The sequence below is a fragment of the Serratia sp. N21D137 genome (assembly GCF_047530005.1).
Lineage (GTDB): Bacteria > Pseudomonadota > Gammaproteobacteria > Enterobacterales > Enterobacteriaceae > Chania > Chania fonticola_B.
Genome location: NZ_JBLJAJ010000001.1, coordinates 156,155 through 180,517, shown reverse-complemented (window position 1 = coordinate 180,517; position 24,363 = coordinate 156,155). Strand labels below are relative to the sequence as shown.

At 54.6% G+C, this 24,363-nt stretch carries 24 protein-coding genes; 11 read left to right on the top strand and 13 right to left on the bottom strand.

Translation table 11 applies throughout. The features are described from left to right. Positions 1 to 133: 133 nt before the first annotated feature. Positions 134 to 2,296: an ornithine decarboxylase SpeF gene (gene speF / locus ACMV5H_RS00825; protein WP_414821365.1), complete on the top strand. Its 2,163-nt coding sequence runs from the start codon at positions 134 to 136 to the stop codon at positions 2,294 to 2,296. A gap of 117 nt (positions 2,297 to 2,413) precedes the next feature. Further along, entirely contained in the window at positions 2,414 to 3,526 is a 1,113-nt protein-coding gene (locus ACMV5H_RS00820; RefSeq protein WP_021806302.1) for a GGDEF domain-containing protein, read from the top strand. Positions 3,527 to 3,574: 48 nt separating this feature from the next. On the opposite strand, the gene mltC is transcribed toward ACMV5H_RS00820, so the two are convergent. The 3 genes from mltC to mutY all read right to left on the bottom strand — a co-directional run bounded on the left by mltC (position 3,575) and on the right by mutY (position 6,087). Then, complete coding sequence (mltC, locus tag ACMV5H_RS00815; protein WP_021179656.1) at positions 3,575 to 4,651, bottom strand: membrane-bound lytic murein transglycosylase MltC; 1,077 nt, start codon at positions 4,649 to 4,651, stop codon at positions 3,575 to 3,577. 66 nt (positions 4,652 to 4,717) lie between these two features. Beyond that, the gene (locus tag ACMV5H_RS00810) at positions 4,718 to 4,990 is read right to left on the bottom strand and encodes an oxidative damage protection protein (RefSeq protein WP_021179657.1); all 273 of its coding nucleotides are present in this window, start codon (positions 4,988 to 4,990) and stop codon (positions 4,718 to 4,720) included. Then, complete coding sequence (gene mutY, locus ACMV5H_RS00805) at positions 4,987 to 6,087, bottom strand: A/G-specific adenine glycosylase (protein WP_414821307.1); 1,101 nt, start codon at positions 6,085 to 6,087, stop codon at positions 4,987 to 4,989. Before mutY ends, ACMV5H_RS00810 begins: the two co-directional genes overlap by 4 nt. 180 nt (positions 6,088 to 6,267) lie before the next feature. Here mutY and trmB point away from each other — a divergent pair, with 180 nt between their 5' ends. From trmB to ACMV5H_RS00785, 4 genes are all read left to right on the top strand, one after another. Next, complete coding sequence (trmB, locus tag ACMV5H_RS00800) at positions 6,268 to 6,987, top strand: tRNA (guanosine(46)-N7)-methyltransferase TrmB (RefSeq protein ID WP_414821306.1); 720 nt, start codon at positions 6,268 to 6,270, stop codon at positions 6,985 to 6,987. Beyond that, on the top strand, positions 6,987 to 7,313 hold the full coding sequence (locus ACMV5H_RS00795; RefSeq protein ID WP_021806298.1) for a YggL family protein: 327 nt from the start codon (positions 6,987 to 6,989) through the stop codon (positions 7,311 to 7,313). The genes trmB and ACMV5H_RS00795 overlap by 1 nt, the downstream gene beginning before the upstream one ends. A gap of 80 nt (positions 7,314 to 7,393) precedes the next feature. Then, on the top strand, positions 7,394 to 8,317 hold the full coding sequence (glsB, locus tag ACMV5H_RS00790; protein ID WP_094981501.1) for a glutaminase B: 924 nt from the start codon (positions 7,394 to 7,396) through the stop codon (positions 8,315 to 8,317). 40 nt (positions 8,318 to 8,357) lie between these two features. Beyond that, positions 8,358 to 9,074, top strand: a complete 717-nt coding sequence (locus tag ACMV5H_RS00785; protein ID WP_059201775.1) for a DUF2884 domain-containing protein — start codon at positions 8,358 to 8,360, stop codon at positions 9,072 to 9,074. 174 nt (positions 9,075 to 9,248) lie between these two features. Here the strand turns inward: ACMV5H_RS00785 and hemW are convergent, their stop codons facing one another. The 6 genes from hemW to ACMV5H_RS00755 all read right to left on the bottom strand — a co-directional run bounded on the left by hemW (position 9,249) and on the right by ACMV5H_RS00755 (position 13,472). Continuing rightward, positions 9,249 to 10,400, bottom strand: coding sequence for a radical SAM family heme chaperone HemW (gene hemW, locus ACMV5H_RS00780; protein ID WP_021806295.1), 1,152 nt, complete (start codon positions 10,398 to 10,400; stop codon positions 9,249 to 9,251). After that, complete coding sequence (rdgB, locus tag ACMV5H_RS00775) at positions 10,390 to 10,986, bottom strand: RdgB/HAM1 family non-canonical purine NTP pyrophosphatase (protein WP_021806294.1); 597 nt, start codon at positions 10,984 to 10,986, stop codon at positions 10,390 to 10,392. The genes hemW and rdgB overlap by 11 nt, the downstream gene beginning before the upstream one ends. 16 nt (positions 10,987 to 11,002) lie before the next feature. Continuing rightward, on the bottom strand, positions 11,003 to 11,293 hold the full coding sequence (gene yggU, locus ACMV5H_RS00770) for a DUF167 family protein YggU (RefSeq protein WP_021179665.1): 291 nt from the start codon (positions 11,291 to 11,293) through the stop codon (positions 11,003 to 11,005). Next, positions 11,290 to 11,844, bottom strand: coding sequence for a YggT family protein (locus ACMV5H_RS00765; protein ID WP_021179666.1), 555 nt, complete (start codon positions 11,842 to 11,844; stop codon positions 11,290 to 11,292). Before ACMV5H_RS00765 ends, yggU begins: the two co-directional genes overlap by 4 nt. Before the next feature lie 82 nt (positions 11,845 to 11,926). Further along, complete coding sequence (gene proC, locus ACMV5H_RS00760; RefSeq protein WP_094981426.1) at positions 11,927 to 12,748, bottom strand: pyrroline-5-carboxylate reductase; 822 nt, start codon at positions 12,746 to 12,748, stop codon at positions 11,927 to 11,929. A gap of 10 nt (positions 12,749 to 12,758) precedes the next feature. Beyond that, the gene (locus ACMV5H_RS00755; RefSeq protein WP_414821305.1) at positions 12,759 to 13,472 is read right to left on the bottom strand and encodes a YggS family pyridoxal phosphate-dependent enzyme; all 714 of its coding nucleotides are present in this window, start codon (positions 13,470 to 13,472) and stop codon (positions 12,759 to 12,761) included. Between the two features lie 20 nt (positions 13,473 to 13,492). Here ACMV5H_RS00755 and ACMV5H_RS00750 point away from each other — a divergent pair, with 20 nt between their 5' ends. The 5 genes from ACMV5H_RS00750 to ACMV5H_RS00730 all read left to right on the top strand — a co-directional run bounded on the left by ACMV5H_RS00750 (position 13,493) and on the right by ACMV5H_RS00730 (position 21,621). Continuing rightward, complete coding sequence (locus tag ACMV5H_RS00750; RefSeq protein ID WP_115159325.1) at positions 13,493 to 14,485, top strand: type IV pilus twitching motility protein PilT; 993 nt, start codon at positions 13,493 to 13,495, stop codon at positions 14,483 to 14,485. 177 nt (positions 14,486 to 14,662) lie between these two features. Next, on the top strand, positions 14,663 to 15,295 hold the full coding sequence (locus tag ACMV5H_RS00745; RefSeq protein WP_021806290.1) for a response regulator transcription factor: 633 nt from the start codon (positions 14,663 to 14,665) through the stop codon (positions 15,293 to 15,295). Positions 15,296 to 15,368: 73 nt separating this feature from the next. Then, on the top strand, positions 15,369 to 18,803 hold the full coding sequence (locus tag ACMV5H_RS00740; protein WP_414821304.1) for an ATP-binding protein: 3,435 nt from the start codon (positions 15,369 to 15,371) through the stop codon (positions 18,801 to 18,803). Positions 18,804 to 18,925: 122 nt separating this feature from the next. Beyond that, positions 18,926 to 19,369, top strand: coding sequence for a DUF1090 domain-containing protein (locus tag ACMV5H_RS00735; RefSeq protein WP_414821303.1), 444 nt, complete (start codon positions 18,926 to 18,928; stop codon positions 19,367 to 19,369). 83 nt (positions 19,370 to 19,452) lie between these two features. Then, complete coding sequence (locus ACMV5H_RS00730; RefSeq protein WP_021806287.1) at positions 19,453 to 21,621, top strand: fimbria/pilus outer membrane usher protein; 2,169 nt, start codon at positions 19,453 to 19,455, stop codon at positions 21,619 to 21,621. Here the strand turns inward: ACMV5H_RS00730 and ruvX are convergent. From ruvX to rsmE, 4 genes are all read right to left on the bottom strand, one after another. Beyond that, positions 21,584 to 22,006 carry a Holliday junction resolvase RuvX gene (ruvX, locus tag ACMV5H_RS00725; RefSeq protein ID WP_021179674.1) on the bottom strand — a complete coding sequence of 141 codons (423 nt, stop codon included), beginning with the start codon at positions 22,004 to 22,006 and terminating at the stop codon, positions 21,584 to 21,586. The genes ACMV5H_RS00730 and ruvX overlap by 38 nt on opposite strands. Next, entirely contained in the window at positions 22,006 to 22,569 is a 564-nt protein-coding gene (locus ACMV5H_RS00720) for a YqgE/AlgH family protein (protein ID WP_021806286.1), read from the bottom strand. Before ACMV5H_RS00720 ends, ruvX begins: the two co-directional genes overlap by 1 nt. 65 nt (positions 22,570 to 22,634) lie before the next feature. Continuing rightward, positions 22,635 to 23,585, bottom strand: a complete 951-nt coding sequence (gene gshB / locus ACMV5H_RS00715; protein ID WP_024484034.1) for a glutathione synthase — start codon at positions 23,583 to 23,585, stop codon at positions 22,635 to 22,637. 32 nt (positions 23,586 to 23,617) lie between these two features. Next, a complete protein-coding gene (gene rsmE, locus ACMV5H_RS00710) occupies positions 23,618 to 24,349 on the bottom strand; it encodes a 16S rRNA (uracil(1498)-N(3))-methyltransferase (protein WP_059201752.1) in 732 nt (243 codons plus the stop codon). Positions 24,350 to 24,363: the final 14 nt, after the last annotated feature.

Here is a 24,363-nt window from a genome sequence, read left to right as displayed (position 1 = left end):
AGTTGTCTGATGCCTACCCGCATCGGCCGGTCATGGTTGCGCCTTGGCTCATCACTTTGCCGGGATAACCAGGGTTATCTCATTATGTGCCCAGTGGCACACCCTCATCCTTAACCGTTTGAGACTCAGCATGATGAAAGAATTGAAGATAGCAACCAGCGCCAGCCTGGTAGCCAGCATTGAAACCCTGCGCGAAATTGTGCGCGTGGGGCAGACTGACTATACCGATGTGGCGGCGGCCGTGGTCTCCGTTAGCGATGTGGATGCCGGTATTCTGGCAACGCTCAAAGCGACCGGCTTTGAGATCCCGACGTTTGTTGCCGTTGAGGGGGATGAACAGCTTTCCCCGGATCACCTGCCGTTGATTACTGGGGTATTTGCCTTGGCTGCCGCGACCAAAGCGTTTTACATGGCGCAGTTGGAGGCCGCCGCCGATGCCTACGAGCAGGCGCTGTTACCGCCGTTCTTCAAAACGCTGAAAACCTACGTGGAGATGGATAACTCAACCTTTGCCTGCCCGGGCCATCAGGGCGGCGAGTTTTTCCGCAAGCACCCGGCAGGGCGCAAGTTTTTCGAGTTTTACGGTGAAACCATTTTCCGTTCGGACATGTGCAACGCCGATGTGAAGCTGGGCGATCTGCTGATCCACGAAGGCTCGGTCAAGGATGCGCAAAAACACGCGGCGAAAGTGTTCAACGCCGATAAAACCTACTTCGTGCTGAACGGCACTTCGGCCTCCAATAAAGTGGTGACCAACGCGCTGCTGACGCGTGGCGATCTGGTGCTGTTCGATCGCAATAACCATAAATCCAATCACCACGGCGCGTTGATCCAGGCCGGAGCGACTCCGGTGTATCTGGAAACCGCGCGTAACCCGTTTGGTTTTATCGGCGGCATCGATTCTAAATGCTTTGATGAGGCTTACCTGCGCGAGCAGATCCGCCATGTTGCCCCGGAAAAAGCCGCTGCGGCACGGCCTTTCCGCCTGGCGATCATTCAGCTCGGCACCTATGACGGCACCATTTACAACGCCCGTCAGGTGATCGATACCATCGGCCATCTGTGCGATTACATCCTGTTTGATTCGGCCTGGGTGGGGTATGAAGGTTTTATCCCGATGCTGAAAGAGTGCTCGCCACTGCTGTTGGAACTGGATGAGCACGATCCGGGTATTTTCGTCACGCAATCGGTGCATAAGCAGCAGGCAGGATTCTCGCAGACTTCGCAGATCCATAAGAAAGACGATCACATCAAAGGCCAGAAACGCCACTGCAACCATAAGCATCTCAACAATGCGTTTATGCTGCATGCTTCAACCAGCCCGTTTTATCCGCTGTTCGCCGCGCTGGACGTCAACGCCAAGATGCATGCCGGTGCCGCTGGCCGCCGCATGTGGATGGAGTGCGTCAAGCTGGGGATCGACACGCGTAAACAGTTGCTGGCACGCTGCTCGCAGTTGCGGCCCTTTATTCCGCCGCAGGTGGCAGGCAAGGACTGGCAGGACTACGATACCGACCTGATCGCCAACGATGCACGCTTCTTCAACTTTGTACCGGGCGAGCAATGGCATGGTTTTGCAGGCTATGCACAGGGGCAGTATCTGGTCGATCCCTGCAAGTTGCTGCTGACCACGCCGGGGATTGATGCGGCCACCGGTCAATACACCGAGTTCGGTATCCCGGCGACCATTCTGGCCAACTTCCTGCGTGAGAACGGCATCGTGCCAGAGAAGTGCGATCTCAACTCGATCCTGTTCCTGCTCACCCCGGCGGAGAACCCGGCGAAAATGGAGCATCTGGTGGATATGCTGGTGCAGTTCGAGCGTTACGTCGAGGCAGATGCGCCACTGAGTGAGGTCTTGCCGACGGTATATCGCAAGAATCAGCAGCGTTATGCAGGCTACACCATTCGTCAGCTGTGCCAGGAGATGCACGATCTGTACGTCAGCTTCGACGTGAAGCAGTTACAAAAAGAGATGTTCCGTCAGGATCATTTCCCGCCGGTGATGATGAATCCGCAGGATGCCAACGTCGAGTTTATCCGCGACAACGTTGAGCTGGTGCCGATCGCTCAGGCTGCTGGGCGCATCGCGGCAGAGGGGGCCTTACCTTATCCACCGGGCGTGCTGTGCGTGGTGCCAGGCGAAGTGTGGGGCGGCGCGGTACAGCGTTACTTCCTGGCGCTGGAGGAGGGCATCAACCGCTTGCCTGGCTTCTCACCGGAGTTGCAGGGCGTGTATATCGAGAAAAAAGATCACGGCTGGAAACGGATTTTTGGCTATATGATCAAGCCGTAAAACCTCATCTGACTAACCGAATTGTATGGGTGCGGCATGCTGCGCCCGTCTATCTTGCATGACAAAGGCGGATGTCACCACTACATTGAGTAGAGTGGTATGACAATGAGTCCAATAATGAAAGATCGAAAATACGCCGCCTGGGTCGCCAAAGAAAAAAGGAAGTCCACGTTTCACAGTTTTGACTGGTTTTTGCTGGTTAACGCCTTGTTCTCTTTCTACCTGTTCCTACAGCGTCTGGGGTCAGGACTTTACGAGTCGTTAAGCCATTTGCTACGTTCAGCTCCGGCGATCACTGGCGTGATGCTGGTCGCCTTCGTCACCTATATGGTGTTGAGGGTGTTACGGCCATACGGTGAGAAAGCTCGCTGGTGGGGGCTGATAGTCAGTGTGACGGTTTTGTCGCTATGCTGGTGTGCTACCTTTCATCACCTGATCGTCATGGGCAATGTGACCATAGTCTACCCCTTGCTGATTGGCTTGGTGTTTGCCTCACTGATCCCCTTTTACCTCTCTCCCTTGCTGCTGTGCCTGTTTACGGTACCGATACTGGCGATGTCCATCAGCGAGAATATTTTCCTGCGCGGTGCAGCCTCACTGGCGAACGTGTTCTCTTATTTACTGATGCTGTTTTTGATCTACTCGGCCAAACGTATGTTGGAGAAATGGTTTATGTTGGCTATCGAGCGGGAAAGGGAGAACAAGCAGCTGATCGAGCGTCTGGGTAAACAGGCCAACCGCGATCCGCTGACTGGGCTGGCCAATCGGCGTTATTTCAGCAACTACTTTGACGAGGTGTTTTCTCGGGAGGTGGAGAGTCGGGAGCCTTTCGCCATCATCCTGCTGGACGTGGATTTGTTTAAAAAATATAACGACCATTATGGCCATCAAATGGGGGATGAGTGTCTGATCCGTCTGGCCGAGTGCTTTGAAAATAGCGTGCGTCGTTCACAGGATCTGGTGGCACGTTACGGTGGTGAGGAATTCATTATTCTACTGCCAAAATCCGATCGTGCCGAGGCGATAGCGGTGGCCGAAAGGATCAAGACCTTGGTTGCGGCGATCGCGATCCCTCACGAAGGTTCCGATGTTGGGCAATGGGTCACGGTGAGTCAGGGGATTGCATTATGGCGCGCCGGAGTGGGGCGTGAGCAATTGGTCGAGATAGCCGATAAGGCTCTGTATCAAACCAAGGCTAATGGGCGCAACGGCTATACGTTGGCTGAGTAGGAGGCAGGGGGAATGGCTTTCCCCCTGTCCTGCCTTTCTTATCAGCGATTACTTCCGCCGATAGTTTTTCTGTGCGTTATTCACTTTCACCAGATAACGGCGTGATTCACCCGCAGGATGCTTGGTGGTCAGAGTCTGATAAATATCACCAGGCTGCATGCTGTTGATGATGGTTACCGCTTTGGCCTTGTCACTATTGAACACCCGCAGCACGCTGCCAGCTCCTCCGTTGTATGCGGTGATCACCGCATAACGGCGTGAGGTCGGGTTCTGAATGCCGCCCAGGTAGTTATTCTGCAAGATGGCCAGATAGGCGGTACCGGTATCGATGTTGTTCTCCGGATCAAACAGGTAGCTGCGGCTTGGCGTGCCCCATTTACCTTTGCTCTGGAACACGTCTTTACCGGCAGTATGCTGCACCACCTGCATCAGGCCCAGCGCGTCTGAACCGCTTACCGCATACGGGTTAAAGCTGGATTCGGTCTGCATAATCGCCAGGATCAGCGACTCTTCGACGCCGTATTTCTCAGACGCCTGGCGAACCATCGGCAGATATTTGTGTGCACGTTTGTCCAGGTGGTTAGGCACCAGTTGCATAGTCACCGAGTAGATCACGTGCAGGCCCGAGGTGCGCCTCTTTAGTTTGTTTTGCAGCAGGTAATCGGCGAAGTGCGCCGCCCGCCATTCCCAGCGGATGGGTTGGCCCTTGTTATCCAGCACCTGGCCGTACAGGAACGGCTCTTTGCTGATCTGGATATCATTGGCGTCGGAATAGAGGTCGATCGAGCCTGGATCGTCACCCATCAACAGGGTGCTGATCACCGCCTGGCGAAGATGAGCCGCAGGATCGGTAGTGGCGATGGTTTCGATAGTGATGGTGCCCGAATCAAAGTTGATGTGGCTACGAGTCTGATATTGGTCGGTATATTTGACGTAGTCTTTTGGTCCTGCGATCAGAACTTCGCTCAGCCCCCAGATGTTCTCAATATTGTGGGCAAATTGGCCCATCAAAATATCAAAGGCATTGGTGTCTTTGACATAGGCTTCCGTGACCACGTCGTTTTTTTTGCCGGAACAGGAGATCAGCAAAGGCGCTATCACTAGCAAAGCTAACATTTTCTTCATCTTGTTAAAGCCGTATACGCGAAGAATTAAACAGGGGGAAAGGGCCAGTGACTGGCCCGGGAAATCTTATTCGCTCGGTGGCGTATAGCCTTCGATGTGGACCTCATGCCCTTCGAACAGGAAGCGGATCATCTCTTGTTCCAGCAGTTTGCGGTCATCCACGTTCATCATGTTGAGCTTTTTCTCGTTGATCAGCATGGTCTGCTTCTTCATCCATTCTCCCCAGGCTTCCTTGGAGATTTCGTTGTAGATGCGCTTACCGACTTCCCCAGGATAGAGCTGGAAGTCTTGCCCATCGGCGTCACGCTGCAGGAAGGTACAAAAAATGGTTCTGCTCATGCTAATTCCTCGTCAATGGCGCTGTTGCCAAATAAACCGGGTTGGGTCGGGGACTGTTTGGCCAACTGCTGTAGCAGGCGCTCAACCGGCGCGGCCAGCCCGACCGAAGGGGGCTGCGTTAAGTTATACCAGAGACCGGCACCCTCATCCATGGCGCTACCCGCTTTGTCGATGTTCAGCCACATAGGCACAATATCCAGATGGAAATGGCTGAAGGTATGGCGGAAGGCGGTCATTTGCTCTAAACGGCTGCCTTGCAGGCCGCGTTGTTGCAGCCAGAGTTCAAGATCGATCCGCGCGCTAAACTGTGGGAAGCAGAATAGCCCGCCCCACAGGCCAGTTCCTGGGCGCTGTTCCAGCCAGACGCCATCGCCCTGTTGCAGCATCAGGAAGTAGGCGGTTTTTTCCGGCAGGGTTTGCTTGGGCTTTTTGCCTGGGTAGTTGGCCCAACTGCTGTTGCCGTTGGCGATGCAGCCGACATTGAGTGGGCATAGCTCACATTTTGGTTTGCTACGGGTGCAGACCATCGCTCCCAGATCCATCATCGCCTGATTGAACTGGCCAACCCCTTTTGCCGGTGTGACCTCTCCGCTGATTTCCCACAGGCGATTTTCCACCTCTTTCTTACCCGGCCAGCCAGCTATGGCATAGCAACGGGCCAGTACACGCTTGACGTTGCCGTCGAGGATCGGGTAGTGCTGCCCCTGGGACAGAGAGAGAATGGCACCGGCGGTTGAACGGCCTACGCCAGGCAGCGCGACAATTTCTTCAAAGGTTGTCGGGAACTCACCGCCGTGCTGTGCGACAATGGTCTGCGCCGCTTTATGCAGGTTTCTGGCGCGGGCATAATAACCAAGCCCGGTCCACAGATGCAGGACTTCATCCTGCGGCGCTTCGGCCAAGGCTCGCACGTTCGGAAAGCGTGCCATAAAGCGCTGAAAATAAGGAATAACGGTGGCAACCTGAGTTTGTTGCAGCATCACCTCAGAGAGCCATACTTGATAAGGCGTTTTATCGAGTTGCCACGGCAGCGTTTTGCGGCCATAGCGTTGGTACCAGTCAAGCACTACGTGCGAGAACTGTTGTGCTTGCATCATGAGCGAGTTCGCTATCCGGCAGATAAATAATGATGCGCGATTGCAGCATAGAGTGATGGTGCTGTAAACCGGAACTTTCCGCAGTAGCACATCCGGTATGATGATGAACGCTTGCTAAAGCAAGGTATCTTTGCATAATGCGCGTTCCCCTAATTGGCAGCCAAATAGACAGAAAGCACTATGATTAATGACGTCATCTCCCCAGAATTTGATGAGAACGGCCGCGCGATGCGCCGTATCCGCAGTTTTGTTCGCCGCCAGGGGCGGTTGACCAAAGGCCAGCAGCAGGCGCTGGACAACTATTGGCCGGTGATGGGCGTGGAATATCAGGCTGAACCTGTCGATATCGCCGCGCTGTTTGGCCGTGAAGCGCCAACCGTGCTGGAGATTGGTTTTGGCATGGGGGCATCCTTGGTCACCATGGCGGGCAACAACCCGCAGCAGAATTTCCTGGGGATCGAGGTTCACTCGCCGGGCGTGGGTGCCTGCCTGGCCGATGCCCATGAGGCGGAGTTGGCCAACCTGCGGGTGATGTGCCACGATGCGGTAGAAGTGTTGCAGAATATGATCCCGGACGCTTCACTGGATATGGTGCAGCTGTTCTTCCCGGATCCGTGGCACAAGGCGCGCCACAACAAACGCCGCATCGTACAGACGCCGTTTGTTGAGCTGGTGCAGCGCAAATTAAAAGTCGGTGGCGTATTCCATATGGCCACCGATTGGCAACCCTATGTGGAACACATGCTGGAAGTTATGAGCAGCAGCGCAGGCTATCGTAATCTCTCCGAGAGTAATGATTACGTACCGCGCCCGGACTCGCGTCCGCTGACAAAATTTGAATTACGTGGCCAGCGTCTGGGACATGGCGTTTGGGATTTGATGTTTGAGAGGATGGAATAATGGCTAAGAACCGTAGTCGTCGTTTACGTAAAAAGTTGCATATCGAAGAGTTCCAGGAACTGGGCTTCTCCGTCGCCTGGCGTTTTGCTGAAGGGACTGCCGTTGAAGATATCGACAGCACCCTGGACGCGTTTATCGAGGAAGTGATCGAGCCGAACGGCCTGGCGTTTGACGGTAGTGGCTATCTGCAGTGGGAAGGTTTGATCTGCCTGCAGACGATTGGTCATTGCACCGACGAACACCGTGAGCTGATCAAAAACTGGCTGGAAGCACGCAAGCTGAACGATGTGAAAACCAGCGATCTGTTCGACATCTGGTGGGATTGATCCCGTCCGATTAGCATTGCCGAAGGTGCCTTAATGGCACCTTTGTTTTATCTGGTGTCCTTTCTGGAGTAGTGAGCGCGGTGGTAACAACATTAGATAACGCGTTGCTGGAAGAGATCCTGCAACAGGTTCGCCCGTTGATTGGGCAAGGCAAGGTTGCAGACTATATTCCTGCGTTGGCAGAAGTCGCCGCCGATCGGCTGGCGATCGCCGTCTGTACTGTTGACGGTGAGCTGTTTCAGGCCGGCGACGCGGCGGAGCGCTTTTCGATCCAGTCGATCTCCAAGGTATTGAGCCTGACGCTGGCGCTAACGCGTTATCAGGAAGGTGAAATCTGGCAGCGGGTGGGGAAAGAGCCCTCTGGCCTGCCGTTTAATTCGTTGCTGCAGTTGGAGATGGAACAGGGCAAACCGCGCAACCCGTTTATCAACCCAGGAGCGCTGGTGGTATGCGATATGCTGCAAACCCGGCTTAGTGCTCCCAAGCAGCGGATGTTGGAAGTGGTGCGCCAACTGGCAGGTGTTGATGACCTATCCTATGACATCCGCGTGGCGCGCTCCGAATTTGAGCATTCCGACCGCAATGCCGCCATCGCCTATCTGATGAAGTCGTTCGGTAACTTCGACAATGACGTACTGACCGTGCTGCAAACCTATTTTCACTACTGCGCGTTACGGATGAGCTGCGTTGAGTTGGCACGCAGCTTTGTCTACCTGGCTAACCAGGGCCGGACGCTTGATGGCGAAGAAGTGATCAGCCCGTTGCAGGCCCGGCAGATTAACGCCTTGATGATGACCAGCGGTATGTATGACGGCGCAGGTGAATTCGCCTATCGGGTTGGCATGCCGGGCAAGTCTGGCGTGGGCGGCGGTATCATCGCCATCGTCCCTGATGAACTGTCGATTGTCGTCTGGTCGCCGGAGCTGGATGCATCCGGTAACTCATTGGCGGGAACTGCTGCACTAGAACTGTTGTCTCAACGCATTAGCCGTTCGATTTTTTAACTCCATCACACATGCGGTTGGAAGGGTGTCAGGAGAAACTATGTTAAAGAGAACCGGATTGGCCTTGCTGTTGTTAACGGCTTCACAGGCGCATGCCGAGTATCAGTGCAGCGTCAGGCCACAGGACGACGTGATTATCAGCCCGCAGACCGTGCAGGTGGTAGGTGCCAGCGGTAACCTGCAAATTACCGCCGACGGCGATGTCACTCGTGATGGCAAAGCATTGAACCTGAACGATAACCAGCGCCAGAAGGCGTTCAGCTACCAGAGCGCATTGCGTAAAGATTTACCCTGGATCGATCAGGGTGCGCAGCAGCATCTGGAGAAGGCACGGGTAGCGCTGGATAAAGTCATCGTTCAGCAGTTGGGTACTGACAGCAATGTGCGTAACCGTCTGACCACGCTCAACGATCAGTTGAAGCAGCAGATGAACCGCATCATTGAACACCGCAGCGACGGCCTCACGTTCCACCACAAGGCGATCGCACAGGTGGAGCAGGATGGCCGCAATATCGTGCAGCAGAGCATGGGCGGCGTGTTGCAGGACAGCCTGAACGAAATGGGTGTCAAGCAGGTTGCCAACAGCAATGGCAACCCGTTGCAGGCGATCATGGGCAATCTGGGTGGGCTACAGCAGGCCATCAAGAACGAATGGAACAATCAGGAGCAGGACTTCCAGAACTTCGGTCGCGACGTGTGTAAGCGCGTAACGGCACTGGAAACCCAGCGTAAGGATCTGGTTAAGGCGTTGAACTAAGGTTTTACGTTAACAGGTTCCGTTGTTTTAAGAATTGCACTCTTAACTCGACGGAACCTTTTTTGTTGCCAGGGCAGTGTTGCTGAGTTTTTAGGGCTTGAACCGCATTGATGATCTCAATGGGCGCAGCTCACATGCTGCGCCCATACAGGTGAGCCTGCAATTCTACCTAAGTTATTCTTCCGGCAAGAACAGTTCCAACAGCGAATTAAGGAACAGTTTGCCATGCTCGGTGATCTGCCAATACTCTGGCGTCTCTAGCAGATAGCCTTTAGCCAGTGCTTCGTCCAATGGCGCGCGGATCACACTCTCATCCAGCCCGGTATATTGGGCGAACTCGGCGCGTGGCGCAGCTTCCAGCAGGCGGAAACGGTTCATAAAGAACTCGAATGGCCGATCGTGCGCCTCGACTTCATGCAGCTTGTCCCGATAGTCACCCCGCATAAAGCCGCGTGGATGCTTGGTTTTGGCGGTGCGCAGAATGCGGCCATCGGCAAAGGTCAGCTTGCCGTGTGCGCCACAACCAATCCCCAGATAGTCGCCAAAGCGCCAGTAGTTGAGGTTGTGCTGACACTGATAACCCGGTTTGGCGTAGGCCGAGGTTTCGTACTGCTGATATCCGGCGGCGCTTAACAGCTCATGCCCTTGTTCAAAGATATTCCACAACGCGTCATCGTCCGGCAATACCGGCGGGCGTGAGCTGAAGAGGGTATTTGGCTCGATGGTGAGTTGATACCACGACAGATGCGGCGGATTGAGGGCGATAGCCTGGCGTAGATCGTCCAGCGCTTCTTCCAGTGACTGATCCGGTAGGCCATGCATCAAATCCAGATTGAAACTGCGCAGGCCCAGGCCGGTTGCCAGATGCGCCGCGCGTTTGGCCTCATCCGGGCCATGAATACGCCCCAGGCGGGTTAACTTCTCGGCGCTGAAGCTTTGTACGCCAATCGAGATGCGGTTCACCCCGGCGCGCTGGTAGCCACTGAAGCGATCGGCCTCCACGGTGCCTGGGTTGGCTTCCATGGTGATCTCGGCGTCATCCGCGACATGAATGCGCGCCCGCACGCCATCCAGCAGTGCCTGCATGGCTTCGGCACTCAACAGGCTCGGCGTACCGCCACCGATAAAGATAGTGCTGATTGCACGACCGCTGGCGAGCGGCAAATCAGCATCCAGATCCGCCAGTAGATGATCGACATATTCCTGGTGCGGCACTTCGCCTTTCAAGGCATGCGAGTTGAAATCACAGTATGGGCACTTTTGTACGCACCAGGGAATATGGATGTACAGGCTGAGCGGTGGCAGTTGTACGCTGTTAGCTGGCATTACGCATCGCTTCCAACATCAACTTCAACGCCTTGCCACGGTGGGAAATGGCAATTTTCTCTTCCCGCGTCAGCTCTGCTGCGGTGCAGCCCAACTCTGGCACATAGAAGATCGGATCGTAACCGAAGCCGCCAACGCCGGCCGCTTCAAAAGTGATTTCACCGTTCCAGCAACCGTGGAATACCAGCGGAGTTGGATCTTCCGCATGGCGCATATACACCAGCACGCAATGGAATTGAGCACCGCGCTTGCCCGCAGGCACGTCTTTCAGCGTCACCAGCAGCTTGTCCAGATTCTGCTGGTCGCTGGCCTCTAAACCGGCGTAGCGGGCAGAATAAATACCCGGAGCGCCGCCCAAGGCATCGACTGCCAGGCCTGAGTCGTCGGCAATCGCTGGCAGACCGGTGATCTGCGCGGCATGGCGGGCCTTGAGAATGGCGTTTTCAATAAACGTCAGGCCGGTTTCTTCGGCGGAATCTACGCCAAGCTCGGTTTGCGCTACCACGTCAAAGCCGAAATCGGCCAGCAGTTCGGCGAGTTCACGCACTTTGCCGGGGTTGCCGGTGGCAAGAACGATTTTTTGCATAATAGATACCTTGAAATTATTCGATGAGCGCCGCGATGGCCTCAGGGATCTGTTGCGGGTTGAGGATGCGCAATTGCTTGTGCCGCCCCAGCTCGCCTTTCTCGATGATCACGTTGCTTTTCGCCACCTTGAACTGCTTGGCGATAAACTTGATGAGATGGGCATTGGCCTGGCCATCAACCGGCGGTGCGGTGATGGCGACTTTTATCTCGTCGCCATGCAGGCCAATAATCTGATCGCGGCTGGCTTTGGGCTGAATATATAGCCTGACTACCAGCCCGTCCAGCAGCGGGGTAACTGCACTCACAGCAGGAACCAGAGCTCGCCGAACAGATCCATCCCCAGGTAGTTGATCAGATACAGGATCAGGATCACCACCATCGCGGAGAAATCAATGCCGCCCATTGCCGGGATCACGCGGCGGATAGGGGCCATCAATGGCTCGGTAAGCTGGAACATTACATAATCAATCGGGCTGCGGCCCTGGCTGATCCAACTCATCAAGGCGCGAATGATCATCACCCAGAAGATCAGGTAGCCGACGGATTTGATCAGGGAGATCAGGCCAAACAGCAAGTTGTACAGGCTGAGTGACAGGGTACCGCTCTGGATCAGCAGCAGTAGCGGATATTTAATGGTCATCAGCAGGAACGCCAACAGCAATGAGGCGCTATCTACCGGCCCCATCGAAGGAACGATGCGGCGCAGAGGGCCGACGATCGGCTGGGTGATTTTCACCACAAACTGTGAAAACGGGTTATAAAAGTCAGTGCGCGTCAGTTGCATCCAGATGCGCAACAGCAGCACCATCACGTAAATATCAACGACGGTTTTGACCAGAAAAGTCAGCGTTAGCATGTAAGTTACCCTTCTCCTTAACTTCTGGGTTATCCCCTTGGTTTTCAGACCACCGTGGCGGCCTGAAACTCATCGGGCATAGTTAAAATGATTTTTCCATTTCCTGCGCACGGGAAACGGCGGCCTGCATGGCTTTGGCAACGGTCTCTGGCAACTGATGTTCGTTGAACACCCGTATTGCCTCGGCGGTGGTGCCCCCTTTGGAGGTCACCTGCTCACGCAGCGTAGCCAGTGAAATTTCCGGGTTGGCGGCGGCCAATGCCGCAGCACCGATAGCGGCCTGCTGCACCAGATCGCGAGCGGCCTGGCTGCTGAATCCCATACGTTCGGCTTCCTGCTGCATGGCATCCATAAACAGGAAGAAATAGGCTGGTGCGCTGCCTGCGGCGGCGATCACGCTATTGATGCCGTTTTCGTCATCGACCCAGCAGACTTTACCCACCGAGCTCATCAGATCGCTGGTGTAATCACGATCCTGTTGGCTAACCTGCTCGGGAGCATACAGCCCGCTCATTCCTTTACCGACCAGTGAAGGGGTATTGGGCATGATGCGCACGATATTCAAGCCTTCGCCGAGCATTTGATAGAAACGGCTCACCAGAATACCGGCGGCGATCGACAGCACCAGTTTACCGGAGAAATCGACCTGTTCCTGTAAAGGTAAGCAAACCTGCGCCATCATTTGCGGTTTCACCGCCAGGACCACGACGTCGGCCTGTTGTGCACAGGTGATGTTGTCTGCGCTGCTGTGGATGCCATATTCGGCGGCCAGGGCGTCACGGTTTTTTGCTGACGGCGCACAAACGCTGATGGCGGCTGCCGGATAGCCACCGGCGACCAGGCCAGCAATGATAGCGCGAGCCATATTACCGGCACCAATAAAGGTAATTTTGCGATGTTGCATCCAATCCTCGTTATACGGTGGTGTGCGAGTAGTCGCGGGCACCAAAAATGGCGGTGCCGATACGAACCATCGTGCTGCCAGCGGCGATCGCTGCCTGCATATCATCTGTCATGCCCATCGACAACGTATCCACCTGCGGATAGCGCTGCTTGAGCTCCTGGAAAGCGTCGTTCATCTGGCCGAATGTCGCCAACTGGCGCTGATAGTCGTGTTCCGGGGCCGGGATGGCCATCAGCCCACGCAAGCACAGGTTAGGCAATGCGGCGACCGCCTCGGCCAGCGCTGGCAGCTCACTCAATACAATGCCAGATTTACTCTGCTCGTCACTGATATTTATCTGGATCAGCACGTTTAGTGGCGGCATTTCTGCGGGGCGCTGATCGCTCAGGCGCAGGGCAATACGCAAGCGGTCAACGGTGTGGCACCAGGCAAAGTGCTCTGCCACCAGCCTGCTTTTATTGGATTGCAGCGGGCCGATAAAGTGCCATTCCAATCCTGCCCCTTCCGGCAACTGGGCAAAATACTGGATCTTGTCTACCCCTTCCTGCACGTAATTCTCGCCAAACGCGTGCTGGCCTGCGGCGATGGCTTGTGCGATCGCCTCCGCAGGTTTGGTTTTGCTGACTGCAAGCAATGTCACTTCTTCTGGAATGCGTGCGCAGCCTTGAGCGGCCGCGGCAATACGGCTCCTGACATCCTGCAGATTCTGTTGGATAGTGCTCATGATTAACCCGGGAGATTGATATGGATATCGATGAATTTGTGGCTCTTAGTGTAAAGCATAATGCCTCCGATCTGCACCTTTGTACCGGTCATCTGCCAATGTTACGTATCGATGGTGAACTCCAGGCCGTGGAACGTGGGGAAATCCTTACCCAACAGCAGATGGTGGCATGGTGTCAAACGCAGTTATCGCAAACGATGTGGCAGCAACTCCAGCAGGTGGGGCAGCTCGATCTGGCGCTATCTCTGGCTGATGGTACCCGGCTGCGTGCCAATTTCTTTTTGCAAAATGCCGGGGTCTCCGTGGCGTTACGCCGGATCGCCAGCCAGTGCCCAACGTTGGCCGAACTGACTACCCCGGAAATTATTCCGGCGCTGCTGCAACGCGAAGATGGCTTGATACTTGTCACCGGTGCTACCGGCAGCGGCAAGTCGACCACGTTGGCGGCGATGATCGACTTTATTAATCGGCATCAGCGCCGCCATATCCTCACGCTGGAAGATCCGATCGAGTTTATCCATCGTAGCCAGCGTTCCCTAATCCAGCAGCGCGAGTTAGGGCGGGATACCCACAGTTTTGACGATGCGCTGCGGGCCGCACTGCGTGAAGATCCAGACGTGATCCTGCTGGGGGAGCTGCGTGATACCACCACCGTTCGGCTGGCGTTGACCGCGGCAGAAACTGGCCATCTAGTTCTAGCTACTTTGCATACCCGAAGCGCACCACAGGCGGTGGAAAGGCTGGTGGATGTCTTCCCGGCGGAAGAGAAAGCCTATGTTCGGGCTCAGTTGGCCAGTAGCCTGCAGGCGGTGATCGCGCAAAAGCTGCTGAGCAAACCCGGAGGAGGGCGTGTTGCCATTTACGAGATCCTCACGGCCACGGCGGCAGTGAGCAGCATGATCCGAGAAGGGAAAACCCATCAGTTGGTCAGCGTATTGCAAACCGGTGCGCAGTCAGGCATGCAAACTTTTGAACAGGGTTTGCAACAGCGTGTTGCGCAGGGAATATTATAATGCCACAATCGATTAGCTATTTCCCCCTTATACCTTATATTTAATTGCAATCAATAGCACAGAGGTTGCGTGCAAGAGCGAAGTATATTGGTAACTCAAGAGCGAATTGTGTTGCAGTATAAGCAACTCTCTATGGGTTTTTATTTTTAGGACTAGTATTAGGATAAGGATATTCTTATGGGTTCCTGGCTGATTGTTGACGATCACCCCGCAATTTGTTTCGCTGTGAAAGCAATTTTATCTTCATTAGGTAATAACTCGATCCAGACCGCAACTAACGGTCTGGATGCCATGGCGCGAATAAGGGAAAATACGCCGCAGCTGGTGATACTTGATATCATGCTGAACAAAATGGATGGGCTGCAGATCCTACAGCATATTCGCCAGGTGGACAGCGCTATTAAAGTGGTGGTCTATACTAGCCTGCCCACGGGGAGCTATGCAGAAAGAGCGTTGCGTGCCGGGGCTAGCGGGTTTTTCAACAAGGATCAGGATATCAGTCAATTGGCACCATTGTGCCAACTGGTGCTGCAAGGCTATGCCTGTTTTCCACAGATTACTCTGATGCCTTTGCTAAATTCACCGCAAAAAAGTGAGAATGATCTTACTCGCCTTTCCGATCGTGAATTGACCGTGTTGCGGTATTTGTCAGAGGGTCTTAGCAATAAGGAAATAGCCGATCGTCTGATTTTGAGCAATAAAACCATCAGCACTTATAAGACACGTCTGATGGAAAAACTAAAAGTTAGCAGTACAGAAGATTTGGTGGCTTTTTTTCATCATCAGAGCGAACGACCTGACGATGAATAAATTGCTCTTGATACTTTTGTTTTTTTGCTGTGGTGTTTCCGCTGGGGAAGTTCCAGCTTTTCGTGAAACTAATTTGCTTAGCCGTAGCCAGGTTCAATTATCCGAGCCCGAGCTGACCAGTGATGATTGGCAATGGTTGCGCCGTAAACGTGTGCTGGTTTTCGGCATTGCGGCCCCCAATTATTCTCCTTTTGATATCATCAGTGGCACCCGGGATTATGGTGGTATCAATGCTGATTACCTGGGGATCGTCGGCTATAACCTTAACGTACAGATAAAGGTGCGTTACTACGAAGATGCCTCAGCCTTACGGAGGAGTCTGGATAAGGGAGAAGTCGATCTGATCGGCAATGTCGCTGCAAAAAGCGTAGCCGATCCCGACATGCTGCTTTCTACACCTTATGTCTCTGCCTCACCGGCATTGGTGGTGCGCACCGATAGCCTGCTGCAACAGAATCCCCCCAAGCGCATTGCTATCGAACGCCTATACAGCGGTAATCAGAGCTTGATAGCACGCTTTCCGGCAGATTATCAGGTCTTTGACATACCGCGCCGTGCGCTGGAGGCGTTGTCGTTCAAGAAGCTGGACGCTTTTATTGGTGATGCCACGGTGGCTCGCTATTTAATCAATCAGGGCAACCTGAACAATCTGCGTTTGCAATTGCTGCCACAACAGGACATCAAAGGCTTCTCCTTTGGCATGGCCAAGGGGAATGTGCGTTTACAGCGAATATTGAACGCTGTTTTAGCGAGCATTCCGGAAAGCACCCATGCAGAGATCCAAAGCCGCTGGAATGGCGGGATCCCCATGTCACAAAGCGATGAACACCTGCTGCTGACCTCACTGGAAAGAAAGTGGGTGGAAGAACATCCCAGGGTGCGCTTGGCCGTTAATGGCGATTTTGCCCCTCTGGGCTTCTTCGACGTTCAGGGGGAGTTCCGTGGTCTGACAGCCGATGTGATGGAGGCTATCTCTAGCCGTATAGGGCTCAAGTTTGACATTATCCGCGCGCAATCACTGCAAGACTCCCTGGATGCGGTGAAAACCGGCAGGGCTGACATTGTCGCTGGCGTGACGCTAGATGCAATCTGGCCTAACGGGTTGCTGACCACTCGTTCTTATTTATTCAACTCTTGGGTATTGCTGGGGATCCAGGAGCAGATTAGCCAAGATCCTCCGCAGTTGATTGCCCTGGTCGCAGGGCACCCTCTGCAGGTTATCTTGCGGGAACAGTACCCCGAGAGCCGGATCATTACCGTGCCTTCACCCCAAGCCGGTATTGAGGCGTTAAAAGCAGGAAAGGCTGAAGCACTCGTGTTGCCGATGATTAGCGCCGATTATTTCCTGGCTCGGGAGCCCACATCGGGGCTTAGTATTCTGAGTGCTCTGGATATTGAACCGGCGCGTTTTGTGATTGGTGTCTCTGGTAATGAATATCCCCTGGCAACGATCCTCGACAAGGCATTGCTGAATATCCCCCCAGAGGATATCCATGCGATGACCAGCAATTGGTATAACAACACCTATCTGCTTGAAGGTACCCCGGGTGATGGAGAATTGCTTGCCCACTGTTATTCCACAGCGTGGTTACTGATCGTTCTGTTGCTGGCAATGCTGGTGATAGTCTTGGTTATCAGCCGGTTGCGCAGTAAGCGCCGCCTGGTGCAGCGTTGCCAGGCGATCATCGATAGCGTGCCCTTGCCGATTTACATCACCAATCTGAAAGACCAGATAGTGATGGCGAACACGCCGTTTTTTAATGCCATCAATGCTCCCGCAGAGAAAGTTGTCGATAGCTCACTGGAAAATTACCCACTGCAACTGCCTGTTACGCTGGATATTGGCCGGGGTGGTGAGCAGGAACAGGTTTTATCAGTTATGCAGTTGGGGGGCCAGTCGCGTACTTTGCAGCAGTGGGGCCAATTGTTAATTACTGAGGATCAGCGTGCTGAAGGAAAAATCGGCGGGTGGTTTGACGTGACCGAACGCGATCGCCTGATTGCGCAGTTACAGCAGGCGAAAGAGCGCGCAGACAGTGCCAACCGGGCTAAAACCACCTTCCTGGCCACCATGAGCCATGAGATCCGTACCCCGCTCAATGCCATTATCGGCATGTTGGAACTGTTGCTGAACCGCCCGCAACGGGAGGAAGCTTTAGATCGAGAACTGCTGAGTGTTGCACATGAGTCCGCCCATTCTCTGCTGGCCTTGATTGGTGACATTCTTGATATCTCACGCATTGAGGCGGACCGTTTGATCCTGCATCCACAGCGTGCCGATATCCGTCGCCTGATTGAAGCCGTGGCGATGTTATTTGACGGTGTGGCACGCCAAAAAGGGTTAGCGTTCAGGTTGGATATTGACGCGGAGATCACTGGCGATGTGTTAGTAGATCCTATGCGTTTCAAGCAGGTGCTATCCAATCTGGTGAGTAACGCCATCAAGTTTACCGAGCAAGGGCAGGTCACACTCAGCGTCGTGGTCGATCAGATTAGCGAAGAACGAGCGGATCTGCGGCTACGTGTCTCTGATACTGGCAAGGGAATTGATGCTGTTACTCAAGCGCGTCTTTTCCAACCCTTTACTCAGGGCAATGGGGAGGCTGGCGGGACGGGGCTAGGGCTGTATATTTGCCGCAAGCTGGTAGAGATGATGGGAGGGACCATCGCATTGAACAGTGAAGTGGGTATTGGCAGCGAGGTCACCGTGCTGCTTTCGGTGCCGAGATTGCTGAAATTCCCCCCTCAAACACCTCTGGAGGAACCCGCCCCGGTGGCATCATCCCAGCTGCGGGTACTGATCGTTGAAGATCATCCGGCGGGCAGAATGTTGTTGACCCAACAGTTGCAGTTTCTTGGCCATCAGCCCAGTGCGGTGGGGGATGGGGAGCAGGCGCTGCAGCTGTTCGAGCAGGACAGCTTCAACCTGATTATCACCGACTGCCAGATGCCTGAACGCGATGGTTACAGCCTGAGCCGCCAAATCAGGCACCTCGAGCGTGAACAGCAGTCCGTTCCTACGGTGATCTGGGGGCTGACGGCCAATGCGCAAGAAAGTGCACGGGAGGCCTGTCTGCAGGCGGGAATGGATGACTGCCTGTTCAAGCCGGTTAACCTGAGCATATTAAAAGCGAAATTGTCTACGTTGCCACTGGCTGATGTGGGGAACAGTGAAGAGGAGCCTGCGTTTGTCGTGGAAGATTTACCAGCGGAATTGCGCCAGCCAAAGGTATTGCAAGAGTTCATCCAAACCCTGCTGGATTGCTTGCATGAAGACTGTACGCAACTTGCCATGGACATGAAGCAACAACCGATGGACCTGATAAGCATACGGGCGTTGGCCCATAAATTGGCTGGTGCGGCGCGGTTGGTGAATGCTGAAAAACTGAATCAAGCTTGTCAGTCATTGCATGACAACCCCGCTCAGGCCACCGCAACGGCGGTGCTGGGGGAAGCGCAACGGCTGCTCAGTAGCTTAAAGAAGGTACAACGGACTACAGGAGAATAGTCCCTTCCTACAGAGTGATTAAGCCTTCTGCAGATATTAAGGTAAGGGCGATCATTTTATTCTTTGTTGCACAGGAAGGGGGGCTTTTGGGCTCCTCATGTGTAATAACGTTTAAGGATAAAATGATGAAAAACACCACTAAATTAGCGATTCTGCCACTGGTTCTGGTTCTGGGCGCCAGCTTCTCTACCATGGCTAATGCGGCTTACGACTGTAACGCCAAGCGTGCTGCGATCGAATATCAGATCCAGCAGGCAGAGAAGTACGGTAACTACAACCGCGTCGCGGGTCTGAAGCGTGCTCTGAGCGAAGTTAATGCCCATTGCACCAACGGTAGCGTGCTGCAGGATGCGCAGAAGAAAGTCACCAAGCCGGAACAGAAACTGGCCGACAAGCAGCAAGACGTCCAGGAAATCAAAGCCGACCTGCGCGAAGCTCAGGCTAAAGGTGACGCCAAGAAAGTGGCCAAGTACCAGAAAAAACTGCAAGAAAAGCAGGCTGACGTAAAAGAAATCAAGCAAGAGCTGAAGCAGGCTCGTGCTGAGCTGGCCGCTGCACAGAAATAAGCAGTCATGATTTGGTAATTAAGGGGCGCAGATGCGCCTCTTTTTGTGTCGGATAAATATTGTGGTTTGCACTCAGGGAACGAATGAAACCCACTTTTCATATTGCCATTATGTCGTTAGGCCTGTTGGTTAACGGTGCCAGGGCTGAAATAAATAACGTCTATCTCATTATTAACGATAACTTTAAGGGCGAGGTGGCCGTTAACCTGGGGCTGGATGAGCAGCCGTGTATTAATGCCCCCTTGCTACGTGAGTGGGGGATACGTGATGCCGCGATAGTGATGGAAACGACCCCTGAGGGCTGTATTCTGCCCGACGCATTGAGTGCCCGAAAAATTGGGGTGTTCTATGAGCCGATAGCACAATTGCTGACGGTAGATATCCCGGCTGGCATGCTGGGTGACAGCAAGCTGGCAGGCCGCTGGAATGACGGTATTAATGCGGCATTTGTTAACTATCAGTTCAATTACGGCCATTATGCGGGCGAAAACTATCGCGATACGCAGCGGCACGAAAGCCTGTATGCCGATATTACCACCGGGGTAAACGTGGGCCCTTGGCGGCTGCGTTATCAGCCCGTCTATCAGAAAGAGATCTGGGGCAACCCGACCTGGCACACCGAAAGGGCGCTAGCCTATCGGGATCTCAAAGCCTGGCGCGCCACGCTGACTTTGGGCGACAGCGTGACGCCATCAGTTTTATTCGATAACGTCCGATTCCGTGGCATCAGCCTGGTATCGGATAGCCGAATGCTACCGGATGGCCTGCGGCAGTTTTCCCCCTGGATACGTGGCTTCGCACGGAGTAATGCGGAAGTGAGGGTGCGCCAGAACGGTGAAGTTATCTATCAGACATTTGTTTCCCCGGGAGCATTCGTGTTGAAAGATGTCTATCCGCCCGCGCTTGAGGGGGATCTTACCGTCACGATACGCGAAAGCGACAGTACCGAAACCGAACGAAAGATCCCCTACTCCTCCATGCCCAACCTGGTTTACGCCGGCCAGTGGCGCTATGACGCCTCGGTGGGTAAATACCAACCCTATTACGGTATGGAAGAGGAGCAGCCAGGCTTTGCTCAGGCCTCGCTCAGTTATGGGCTCCCGGGGAAGGTTACGCTGTATGGTGGTTTCCAGGGGGCAGATATTTATCGCAGCGTGGCGGTCGGGATTGGCAAGAGTCTTAACCACTGGGGAGCGATTTCGGCGGATTACACGTTTTCATCTGCCCGTCAGCCAAGACGTTCAGCGCCGGACACCGGCGGCATGGCGCGTATGCGTTACGCCAAGGCTTTCCCGGCCTGGGAGTCTTCCCTCAGCCTGATGGCGCAATATTATCCGCGGCAGCGCTATCGTACGTTTGGCACGGCGATAGAGCAGCAGAGCACCTATTGGTGGGACTGGGAAGACGGCATTTTTGTCGGTGACTTTGACGAGGAAAAAAAGTATCGCCTGGAAGCGCGCTATAACCAGTATCTGTCCGATTCAGACAGCCTTTACCTGACGTTGGCTCGAGAGGCCACGCGGGGTAATCAAAGAGGTGAAACCAGCGTCGAGATGGGCTTCAGCGCCAGCCTGGGTAAGGTAGACGTTGCGCTGTATGCGGAATATAACCGCCCTTCGTATGGCAAAGAGCAGGCACAGTTGGGGCTCTCTGTCTCGCTGCCGTTGAACGCGATCGGCGCACCACGTATGAAGCTGAATTATGATCATACGTTGGCTAACGATCGGACCGACAGCCGGCGGATAGGCGTCAGTGGTACACTGCTTGACGACTATAGCCTGAGCTACAACGCCAGCACTAGCCAAAGTCAACGCAATGGCAGTAGCCAGGATCTGAGCGCCAATTATCAATATAACGCAGGTGACCTGCGGGTAGGTCATTCGCAAGGGGCAGGCTATCGCCAGCAGAATCTGGAGCTTGCTGGCAGCCTGATGGCGCATCAGGAAGGACTCACGCTTGGGCAGACGTTAGGCGAAACCGTGGCCATCGTCAGTGTGCCTGGGACGCCGGGGATTGGCATCGATAATCAGTATGGCGTCACCACCGACTGGCGGGGCTATGCGCTGATAGGCAATCTGACGCCGTACCGTATCAACAGTCTGACGCTGGACAGCCTTGAACTACCGGATACGCTTGAATTGCCTGAATCTGATCAGGAAGTGGTGCCTACCGCTGGTGCGATCATGTTCAGCCGCTTTGCTCCAGCACGGAAAATCAGCCCGGATGCTGCTCAAACCAGCTCTCCAGAATAACCACGGCGGAGGCAGAATCGACGCTGCCTTTATCCAATGCGCGGAATCCCCCATGGTCAAACAGATTGGCCCGTGCCTCCACGGTGCTCAGGCGCTCATCATGCAGGGCAATCTGTACACCAAAGCGGCCATGCAGCCGGTTGGCAAATTTACGCGCTCGTTCGGTCAGCGGCTGTTCGGTGCCATCCATATTCAACGGTAAGCCAACCACCACCAGGTCTGGCTGCCACTCTTTCAGCAGGCGCTCGATCTTCTGCCAGTCAGGTACGCCGTCCTGGGCTTTAAAGGCCGCCAGCGCTCGAGCGGTGCCAGTAATTTCCTGGCCGATCGCTGCGCCGATGCTTTTGGTCCCGAAGTCGAAGGCGATAATGGTGCGGTTAGTCATCAGGCGTGTCCTGCGTGGCTGGCAATGCTGCGAATATCGATGCCAAGGCGGTTGGCGGCTTCGCGCCAGCGGTTGGCGATCGGCGTGTGGAACAGAATGTCGGTATCGGCCTCGGCGGTCAGCCAGGCATTTTCCAGCAGTTCCTGTTCCAACTGGCCCTTTTCCCAGCCCGCATAGCCAAGCGCCACCAGCACATCGGTGGGCTGATCTGGCGTGCCAAGCGTTTCCAGCACGTCTTTCGAGGTGGTGATCATGGTGGCCGGTGAGATCTGAATGCTGGAGCCAAAGCCTTTGCGTGGGGTATGCAGAATAAAGCCGCGATCGTCAGCCAGCGGGCCGCCAGCGAACACTGGTTTGTCCAGGCTGATCGCCAGATCGCGTGGTGAAGGCTTGATATCGAGTTTTTCCAGCACCGTCTCCACGGTGAAATGTTCCACGGGCTTGTTGATCACTAATCCCATGGCTCCGTCGTCATTATGTTCGCAAACGTATATCACCGAACGTTTGAAGCGCGGATCTTGCATTGCGGGCATGGCAATCAGGAAATGGTGCTGTAAATTCATGGCGTTAATTCAATTCGGAAGTAAAATGCATGCCCTCTCCCAATGAGAGAGGGCGCGTCGTCGGCCTACTTCGCGGCCAGACGTTTTTCAATGGCGTCCATCAGCATGCCGGTGACGGAAACCGGGAATGCGGCTTCGATCTCACGGGCGCAGGTTGGGCTGGTGACGTTGATCTCGGTGAGGCGATCGCCAATCACGTCCAGGCCAACAAAGATCAGCCCTTTCTCTTTTAGCGTTGGGGCAACCGCGCGGGCAATTTTCCAGTCGCTTTCGCTCAGTGGGCGCGCTTCACCACGGCCACCTGCGGCCAGGTTACCACGGGTTTCGCCTTGGGCAGGGATACGCGCCAAGCAGTAAGGCACCGGTTCGCCATCCACCACCAGGATGCGTTTGTCCCCATCCTTGATGGCTGGCAGGAAGTTTTGCGCCATGCAGAAGCGGCTGCCGTGCTCGGTCAGGGTTTCGATAATCACCGACAGGTTGGGGTCGTCCTGCTTCACGCGGAAGATCGAGGCCCCGCCCATGCCGTCCAGCGGCTTGAGGATGATATCGCCATGCTGCTGGTGGAATTTGCGGATATGGGCAGCGCTGCGGCTGACCAAGGTGTCTGGCGTCAGCTCCGGGAACCAGGCGGTGAACAGCTTTTCGTTACAGTCACGCAGGCTCTGTGGCTTGTTGACCACCAGCGTGCCTTTCACTTCGGCACGTTCCAGGATGTAGGTCGCATAGATGTATTCAGTGTCGAACGGCGGATCTTTACGCATCAGGATCACGTCCAGATCCTGCAACGCCAGATCCTGCTCGCTGCCAAAGCTGAACCAGCTCTCTTTGTCTTCTTTCACGTTCAGCAGGCGCGTGCGGGCACGGCCATCACCGGCATGCAGATAGAGATCGTTCATCTCCATATAATGCAGTTCCCAGCCGCGGCGCTGCGCTTCGAGCAGCATGGCAAAGCTGGTGTCTTTTTTGATATTGATGGATGCGATAGGGTCCATCACGATGCCGAGCTTGATCATCTCTTCTCCTTACGAACCTGTGAGACAGGTTCTTAGCCCAGGTCGCCGAAACGGACCTGCAAAGCGGTAATTGCGGTGAGCGCGGTGGTTTCTGTACGCAAAACGCGTGGCCCCAGCAGGATATCAGTAAATCCATAGTCTGTGGTCATGGCAATTTCTTCGGCGGATAATCCGCCCTCCGGCCCAATGAGCAGACGTACGCTCACTACCGGCAACGGCAGGGTATTGATACTTTGGCTGGCGCGTGGATGCAGGTTCAGCTTGAGGCTATCGTCCTGCTCGGCGCACCAGTGTTCCAGAGACATCGCTGGGCGGATTTCCGGAATGCGGTTGCGGCCGCATTGTTCGCAGGCCGCGATGGCGATTTTTTGCCACTGCTGGAGTTTTTTCTCCAGGCGCTCACCGTCGAGTTTAACGCCGCAGCGCTCGGAAAATAGCGGAGTGATCACGTTCACCCCCAACTCAATGGATTTCTGGATGGTGAATTCCATCTTTTCGCCACGGGAGATCACCTGGCCAAGATGTAAGTTGAGCGGTGATTCGCGATCTTCCCGTTGCCCGGCGTTGATCTGAACCAGCACGTTCTTTTTATCCACCCGGGTGATTTCTGCCTCAAACACCTGGTTGCTGCCATCGAACAGTTGCAGTGCCTGCCCGGCGCTCATCCGCAGCACGCGGCCGACATGATTGGCGGCATCCTCGCTCAATGCAATTTCTGCACTGGCGCTCAAGGGCTCTGGATGGTAAATGCGGGGTTTACGCATAATGATTGTCAGAT